This is a genomic window from Actinacidiphila polyblastidii, assembly GCF_036353415.1.
Lineage (GTDB): Bacteria > Actinomycetota > Actinomycetes > Streptomycetales > Streptomycetaceae > Actinacidiphila > Actinacidiphila polyblastidii.
Genome location: NZ_JAZEWV010000046.1, coordinates 46,015 through 53,073 on the forward strand (window position 1 = coordinate 46,015; position 7,059 = coordinate 53,073).

General features: G+C 72.6%; 11 protein-coding genes. All 11 read right to left on the minus strand.

Annotated features, from left to right (window positions below):
- Positions 1-19 precede the first annotated feature (19 nt).
- Positions 20-376 carry a hypothetical protein gene (locus V2S66_RS31580; protein WP_330800194.1) on the minus strand — a complete coding sequence of 119 codons (357 nt, stop codon included), beginning with the start codon at positions 374-376 and terminating at the stop codon, positions 20-22.
- A complete protein-coding gene (locus V2S66_RS31585) occupies positions 373-609 on the minus strand; it encodes a hypothetical protein (protein WP_330800195.1) in 237 nt (78 codons plus the stop codon). Before V2S66_RS31585 ends, V2S66_RS31580 begins: the two co-directional genes overlap by 4 nt.
- Entirely contained in the window at positions 606-1,886 is a 1,281-nt protein-coding gene (locus V2S66_RS31590; protein ID WP_330800196.1) for a DNA cytosine methyltransferase, read from the minus strand. The genes V2S66_RS31585 and V2S66_RS31590 overlap by 4 nt, the downstream gene beginning before the upstream one ends.
- Positions 1,883-2,461 carry a hypothetical protein gene (locus V2S66_RS31595; protein ID WP_330800204.1) on the minus strand — a complete coding sequence of 193 codons (579 nt, stop codon included), beginning with the start codon at positions 2,459-2,461 and terminating at the stop codon, positions 1,883-1,885. The genes V2S66_RS31590 and V2S66_RS31595 overlap by 4 nt, the downstream gene beginning before the upstream one ends.
- Positions 2,461-3,258, minus strand: a complete 798-nt coding sequence (locus V2S66_RS31600; RefSeq protein ID WP_330800197.1) for an exonuclease domain-containing protein — start codon at positions 3,256-3,258, stop codon at positions 2,461-2,463. Before V2S66_RS31600 ends, V2S66_RS31595 begins: the two co-directional genes overlap by 1 nt.
- Positions 3,255-4,370: a recombination directionality factor gene (locus V2S66_RS31605; RefSeq protein ID WP_330800198.1), complete on the minus strand. Its 1,116-nt coding sequence runs from the start codon at positions 4,368-4,370 to the stop codon at positions 3,255-3,257. The genes V2S66_RS31600 and V2S66_RS31605 overlap by 4 nt, the downstream gene beginning before the upstream one ends.
- Positions 4,370-5,287 carry a hypothetical protein gene (locus V2S66_RS31610; protein ID WP_330800199.1) on the minus strand — a complete coding sequence of 306 codons (918 nt, stop codon included), beginning with the start codon at positions 5,285-5,287 and terminating at the stop codon, positions 4,370-4,372. The genes V2S66_RS31605 and V2S66_RS31610 overlap by 1 nt, the downstream gene beginning before the upstream one ends.
- A complete protein-coding gene (locus V2S66_RS31615; RefSeq protein WP_330800200.1) occupies positions 5,284-5,568 on the minus strand; it encodes a hypothetical protein in 285 nt (94 codons plus the stop codon). The genes V2S66_RS31610 and V2S66_RS31615 overlap by 4 nt, the downstream gene beginning before the upstream one ends.
- Positions 5,565-6,470 carry a hypothetical protein gene (locus V2S66_RS31620; RefSeq protein ID WP_330800201.1) on the minus strand — a complete coding sequence of 302 codons (906 nt, stop codon included), beginning with the start codon at positions 6,468-6,470 and terminating at the stop codon, positions 5,565-5,567. The genes V2S66_RS31615 and V2S66_RS31620 overlap by 4 nt, the downstream gene beginning before the upstream one ends.
- On the minus strand, positions 6,467-6,832 hold the full coding sequence (locus V2S66_RS31625) for a hypothetical protein (RefSeq protein WP_330800202.1): 366 nt from the start codon (positions 6,830-6,832) through the stop codon (positions 6,467-6,469). The genes V2S66_RS31620 and V2S66_RS31625 overlap by 4 nt, the downstream gene beginning before the upstream one ends.
- A partial coding sequence (locus V2S66_RS31630; protein ID WP_330800203.1) for a hypothetical protein occupies positions 6,829-7,059 on the minus strand: 231 nt, incomplete at its 5' end. The genes V2S66_RS31630 and V2S66_RS31625, both read right to left, overlap by 4 nt.

Consider the following 7,059-nt stretch of genomic DNA (forward strand, 5'->3'; position numbering starts at 1 on the left):
CGGTACGGGTGTCGGGTGGTCAGCGACCGAGGGTCATGACGTGGCGCTCCCACGGACCGGCGAAGCGGTCGATGGGCTTGTCGGGGCGCTGCGGGGTGAAGCGCTCGCCGCACTGGCAGCGGCCGTGCAGCTCCTCGTCGCCGTACTCGATGACGAGGGCGTGTCCGCCGGCCCACGTGGCAGGGAACTCCGGGTCCGGCTGCCGGAGCTGCGCTGCGATCGTGTCCGCGAGCTGCCGCAGCAGCGCGGGGATGTCGGCGGGCGGCATGCAGCCGGACATCGAGTTGCTGCCGTCCTGCCCGATCCGGAGGAGGAGGGCGGGGTCCGCGGGGGTGGCGTTGCGGTCCTCGGTGTACGGCAGGTCGGTGGCGGTCATGCTGCGGTCCTTTCGGTGTGGTGGCCGGCGGCGGGGCACGCCTGCCGGTGCGTGGTGCGGATGTGCGGGGTGAAAGCCCTCACCTGGTCGCGGCCGCGGACGGTCTCCGCGTAGCCGCAGAGGTGGCAGGCGTAGGTGGCGGTGGGCTGGCGGACGTCCTCACCGCGGCGGTTGGTCTGGCCGCAGTCGATGTGGAGGGTCGCGATGAGCACCCGGGCGCTCTGGCGGCTCACGCGGCGGCTCCGATCCGCTCGCGCAGGTCGATACCGAGGCCAGCAGCCGCGATGTGGGCGGCGAGCAGCGGCGGAACGGCGTTGCCGATCTGCTCGAACTGCTTGGTCTTGGTGCCCTGCCACGGGTAGTCGGCGGGGAAGGACTGCAAGATCGCGGCTTCGGCTTGGGTGATGCGGACGGTGTCGGGGCTGGCGTACTGCGACTCGCCCCCCGAGCTCCGGTCGCGGTGGCCGGGCGGGGCGATCCGGTCGGTGGCGCACACGGTGGTCGCCGGGCGGTCCTGGACCCAGGAGCAAAGGTCGGCGCGGCTCGTGATGGTGACGGCGGGTTCGTCCATCCCCCGTTCGGCACGGCCCTGTCCTGAGACGGACTGTCCGCTGCGCAGCACCCACTGCTCGCCGGTCTTCGTGGTGATGACGGGTGCGGGCTGGGCGCTGGGATCGATGAGCTGCCGTTCTCCGTCGAGCCGGACACCGCCCCGGTTCGTGCGCAGCACCCACTGGCCGCGTTCCTGGGATGCCAGCAGCGCGGCGCGGGCCTGCGTCGGGAACGGCTCGGCGCCCCCGGTCTTCCCCCCGCCGGCCGTGACGGTCGGCACCGGCCGGCCGGTGGCGCCCCAGCCGAGCGCCTGGGCCATGGTCACCCACGGGAGCAGGCCGGGCCCGAACAGGTTGTCCCCCTGCGGGTGCTCGGCGTGCGTCGGCGCGGGAGCGGTCACCTCCCGGATGCGGGAGGCGATGAGGATGGCCCGGCGGCGGGTCTGCGGCACGCCGTAGTCGGCGGCGCAGAGGATCCCGCACCACACCGAGTAGCCCCAGCTGCGGAGGATCTGCGCGTACTGCCGCCACAGCGGGAGGACGTCGGGGACCTGCTCCATGAGGAGCGTCTCGGGCCGCAGGTCGTGGTGCCAGCGCATCGGCTCGGCGGCCAGCAGTGACCGCGGGTCGGCGCAGGCGGTGAGCAGCTTGGCCCGGGTGTCGCGGCCGGCTGCGAGGTCGTCGACGGCCTGGTGCACGAGCGGCTGGTCGATCAGCCCGAGGCCCTTGCCGGCGCGGGACCACGCCTGGCAGGGGGAGCTGTCCACCTTGACGCGTACGCGCCCGGCGAACGGGGCCGTGGGGTACTGGGAGACGTCGCAGCGGATCGTCATCCGGTGTCCGGCGGCGACCCGGGTGGCGCACGCGGAGGCGTCCCATTCGAGGCCGACCTCGGACAGGCCGAGCAGGCGCAGGCCCTCTGCCCAGCCGCCGGGGCCGGCGAATCCGTCGAGGATCATCGGGCCACCACCGGTGCCGTGTCGGGCCACGCGCAGCCGGCCAGCGCTGCGCGGTTCCGCTCCGGGACGGACGCCAGCGGGCACCCGAGCCAGTCGTAGGCGGCCGCCATCACCGCGGCGGCGTCGGCCTGGTCGTACCGGCCCGGCCCCTCGGTGTGGATGCCGTACCGGTCGGCCATCGCGGAGCGCACCTCGCCCTTGGTGGCGCTGCCGCGGCCGGCCGCGTAGAGCTTGACGTTGGACGGCGGGAGGACGGCATACGGGATCTGGTGGCGGTGGCAGTACCGCCTCACCAGCACCCGCAGCCCGGCGAGGTCCTCGTGTCCGGCGAGCGCGCCGTGTCCGAAGCTCGGGCCTTCCATGGCGACGAGGTCCGCGGCGCGAATGAACGACGCGACGGCGTCTTCGAGGTAGGCGAGGCGGGCGTCTCCGCGGAGCTTGGTGCGGATCTTGTCGGTCCATCGGGCGGTGGCGATGCCCGTGCACGTCAGGCTGAGGTCCAACCCCACGACGCGCGGCCGGGGGCCGGCGACCGGCGTGGCGGCGGGGGTGGTGGTGTCGAGGGCGAGTTGCATCACGCCTCACCGCCCTGCAGCGCCGGCACTAGCGGCCACGCCCCGCTCACCCGCACGGAGTCGTCCGACTTCCTGAGGAACTGCTCCAGCCCGGCCGCCTGCTCCGCCGCCCACCCGACCTGCCGGTCGTGCAGCGCGTCGATGTCCAGGCCGCGGAGCTTGTCGAACTGCTGGTAGCGGCCGAACTCGAACTCGGGCCGCTGCTCGCGCGGCATCTCGATGAGCTGCCCGATCCGCCACGCCACGCGGGCGGCCATCAGCGCGTCGTACTCCGAGCCGTGCGCCGCGGCCTCGTCCCAGCCGAGGGAGTAGACCTGAGCGACGGTGATGAGCTGCCGGGCGCCCTGCTTCTCGGAGACGCGGCGGCGGCGCGGGAGGACGTGCTTGTCGAGGACGCTGGTGTCGATCACTCGCATCCGCTTGGTGGGCGGCAGGGCGTCCTCCAGGCCGCAGCCGAGGTGGCGGCGCGCCTCCCGGTCGATGATCGACAGGTCGTAGACCACGTTGTGGCCGACGATCGGCACGCCGACGGTGACGGCCTGCCCGATGCAGTACAGGACGTCCTCGACGACGTCCTTCGAGTACTGGCCCTTCGCGCGGGCGTGCTCAGTGGTGATGCCGTGGATGCGGGCGGCTTCCTCGGGGATCTCGATGCCGGGGTCGGCGAGCCACGTCGAGGGCTTCGCGCCGTCGGGGCCGACACTGATGAACGCGGCGGAGACGATGCGGTCGTTCTCGACGTCGACGCCGGTCGTCTCGGTGTCGAGCGCGGCCATGGGTTCGTTGTGCCAGCTCATGCGACCTCACCGGCCTTGACCGCGGCGAGGAATCCGGTGAGCTGCTGCGCGCCGGCCGTGGCGGGCATCAGGCCGCCGTTGCGCTCCGCGAAGCGGGCCTCGGTCTGCTCGGTGGTCCAGCCGCGGGTGCCGGCGGCGGCGATGATCTGGAACCAGATCTCGGCGAGGTCGCCGTCGTCGACGATCTCCGCCTCGACGGCGCCGTCCTGGTCGGGGAACGGCCCGTCCTGGTGCGGCTCCGCGTGCCAGCCGGACTCACCGGCCTCGTCGCTGACCTCCTTGCCGCGCAGCTCGGCGCCCCGGGCGGTGAGGACGGCTTCCAGGGCCTTGTCCATGTCGCCGCGGTGCACGGCCTGCTTCCACAGTGCGCCGACCTCGTCGGCGGTCTTCGCGTTGGCGGCGAGCACGGCATAGTCGGGGCGGCCGCCGGTGATGGCGACACGCTCCGGGCCGGCCGCGACCGGGGCGGCTCCCGTGACCTGGCCAGCCATCAGCGCGGCCGGAGTGATCCCCACGTCGATCGTCGGGACCATCCAGTGCCGGGTCTGCCCGTCCCGCTTCGCCGTGCGCTGCTCCAGGCCGAGAAACGCCTCGACGTAGCCGCCGGTCTGCGCCAGCAGTTCAGCGACCCCGGGCAGTTCGAGCGCGGCGTAGTAGCCGTGCGACTCCAGCCGCCACACGCCGACGCCCTCGATCTCCGAGAGGACCACGTTCAGTCGCGTCGTCGGCTTGCACTGGCGGCGCTCCGGGTCTGGGCCGCAGATGCACGGCCGGTCCTTGAGCAGTTCGGTGACGCCGTCGCAGCGGCGCTGGCAGCCGCCGCCGGACCACAGCTCGAAGTACTGGGAGACGGGCTGCGGCGGCACGTGGATCGGGATGCGCGTCGACTCGGTGATGACCTCGAACTGGCCGGCGCCGCCCTCGGGCGTCCACGGGGTGACGGTCCCGCCGTAGTTGGCGGCGACCCGTTCGAGGAGTTCCTTCGACGGTGAGGTCAGGCGGAACCGGTCGAGCTTCGCCGGCCGGGTGCCGCCCTTTGCGGTGGCGACCTTCTGGCCGATACGGATGCGGCCCAGTTCCCGGAGCCGCTGTTGGAGGGTCAGGATGGGCATCAGGCGGCCCTCTTCTCGGTGGTGGTGGGCAGCACGAGGGCGTCGCCGACAACGGACTTGGACAGGACCCGCTGGAACTCCGCGACCTGCTGGACGTGGCGGAACACCGCGTACACGTCGTCGCCGCACAGCAGCGGCTTCACCCGGTAGTCCTCCGGGCGCAGGTGCAGGACGATCCCCGTGTCGTGGACCTTCGGCATCGGGACCTGCGAGCCGTCGCGGAGCCAACACACCTCCGCCCGCCGGTACGCGGACATCTGCGCGCCGGCCTCCGGGTAGACGCCCTTCTCGTCGAGTTCCCCGCCGGTCTTGGTGTCGCCGATGAACAGCGTGTCGGCGGCGACCTTGAGGAGGCGGGCGATGATCGGGGAGCGGAAGAGGTAGTCGAGCTTCCCGGCCCAGCCGTCGGCGAGGTTCCCGACGGTCATCTCCGAGGCCTCGAAGCTGATCTGCCACTCGTCGACGAACCGCAGGAAGTTGTCGATGAACGGGGCGACCACCGGGTCACCGAGGAGAGCGTCCGGCAGCGGGGTGCCGAGGATCTTCGCCTCGATGACGTCGTGGACGGCGCCGCCGATGTCGCCGCGTTCGTCCTTCTTGCGGATGTGGCCCTTGCGGAGCCAGTCGTAGGCCTCTTCGCGGGTTTCGGGGCGGAGGGAGGCGCGGACGAGGGTGGGGAGGGTGTTGAAGGCGTCTTCGGCGGTGAGGTTCGCTGCCCAGAACACGAGCTGCGGCTTGGGGAAGCCCTGGTTGAGGATGGTGGTGACGCGTCGGAGTTTGATGTCGGTACCGGGGATGCGGTACCAGCCCTGCGAGGGCTTGGGGATGCGGTCGGGGCCGGTGGGTGCGGGCGTGGCGGCCTTGCGGCGGCCGCCGGCCGGGGCGGCGTGCGCCCCGGCCGTGGTCGTGGTGCTCATGAGGCGCTGTCCTTCGGGATGAGCGTGTAGAAGCGGCGGCAGTCCGTGCCCTGGGCCGTGAGGTGCCCGGCGTCGCACAGCGCCCGCAGGTCCACGCGGATCGTGGAGCGGTAGATGTGCGAGGGCAGTTCGCGGGCGTACAGGGCCTTGACGCGGCCAGTGGTCCAGGTGCCGCCGGTGGCGCGGATGGCGTCGAGGAGGAGCTGACGGCGGTCGATGCGGGGCCGAGGCCGCGGCTGGGGCCGGGGCTTGGCCATGACGGCGGGGGTGGGGATGCTCACCGGGCCTCACCGACCTCGGTCCACGCCGCGAAGTCGTCGCTGCTGTAATCGGTCCAGGCGTCGTACTCGCCCAGGTGCTTCCACCCGAAGGCCATCCGCTCGCCGCCCCCGGGCGGGGTGCTGATGTGGGTGACACGGAAGCTGGCGGTCCGGCCGTACGACGAGGGGCGGGTGTAGGTCCGGTCGGGCCGGAAGAAGTCCGGCGCGGCGTTGCATGCGTCGCCCTTCACAGCCACCGGCGCCAGGTAGATCCCGACCGGCTCACCCCCGGCCAGCAGCTCCCAGGAACCGCCCTCGCCCGGCTGCCAGGAGTAGTCCGGGCAGTAGTTCTCCATCTCCTGGAACAGGTCAATCGAGCCCTGCTCGGCCGCGGCCTTCGAGGTGAACAGCTGCGGAGCGCTGAGCTGCGGGGCGTCTTCCTCGTACACGTGCCAGACTTGGACGGGCGCGGCCTGGGTGGACTCGCCGGCGGGCGCCTGGCGGGCGTCGTCGGTGTCCTTCCCGGCCAGCTTCCGCAACTCGGCCGCCGCAGCGTCCGCCGCGGCCTGCGTCTTCCGGAAGGTGGACATCGAGTCCTCGCCGACCTGCCAGCGGACCAGGAACCCCTCCTCGTGCGGGAGCACCCGGACGTGGCGCGGCCGAAGCACGATGCTGGGGTCGATGAGGCTGACCAGCTTCTCGGCCACCCCGTACTTGCGTTCCTTCTTGGCGGCCGCGGACACCGAGTCGCCCTCGGCGGGCAGCCAGTGCTCCCGGGCGAACGCCAACTGGCGGGCGCCGGCCTTGGCCAGCACCTCGGCGCGGTAGGCGTCGATGTGGGTGCGCACCTCGGACGGACACCAGACGGTCATGTTGCCCCGGTTGGTGCGGACCATGAGTTCGAGCACCTTGCGGGCGTTCACGATGCCCTCCGGTTCTGCGGCCTCGGCAGCGGCACGACCGAGCCGGCCGCGATCGCGACCGCGTGCACGGCCTCGTCCGCCACCTGCTCCAGATCGGCCGGCGACAGAGCCATGTCGGCGCGGCCCATGTCGGCCAGGTCCTCGATGTCGGCGACGAGCGCGTCGATCGCGATGCCGTCGACGTCCAGCGGGTTGTCGACCGCCTGCACGAGGGCGTCGAGGGCGTTCTGCAGGTGGCCCTCGTGGTCCTCGCGGAGGGCTGCGGCGAGGCGGGTGAGGGTGTCGCGGCGGATGCGGTCGGCGCGGATCCGGGCCGGGCGGGCGGTGGCCGGCGGGGTGATGCCGAGGTTGAGGTTCGTCATCGCTGCCCCTCGGTGTCTGCGGCGAACTCGGCCTCGGCGGCGGCGTCGAGCTGCGGGTCGACGATCCGCGAGTCCGAGAAGTGGTCGATCAAGAAATCGTTGAGCGCGTCGTTGTCTCCCGCCGCCTTGCCCAGCGCGGTGTGCAGGGCCCGCAGGCGCTCCAGCTCGCCGGGGTACTCCTCGACGGGCCGCCGGGTCTCCAGTGGCAGGCCGTTGACGGCGGCGTG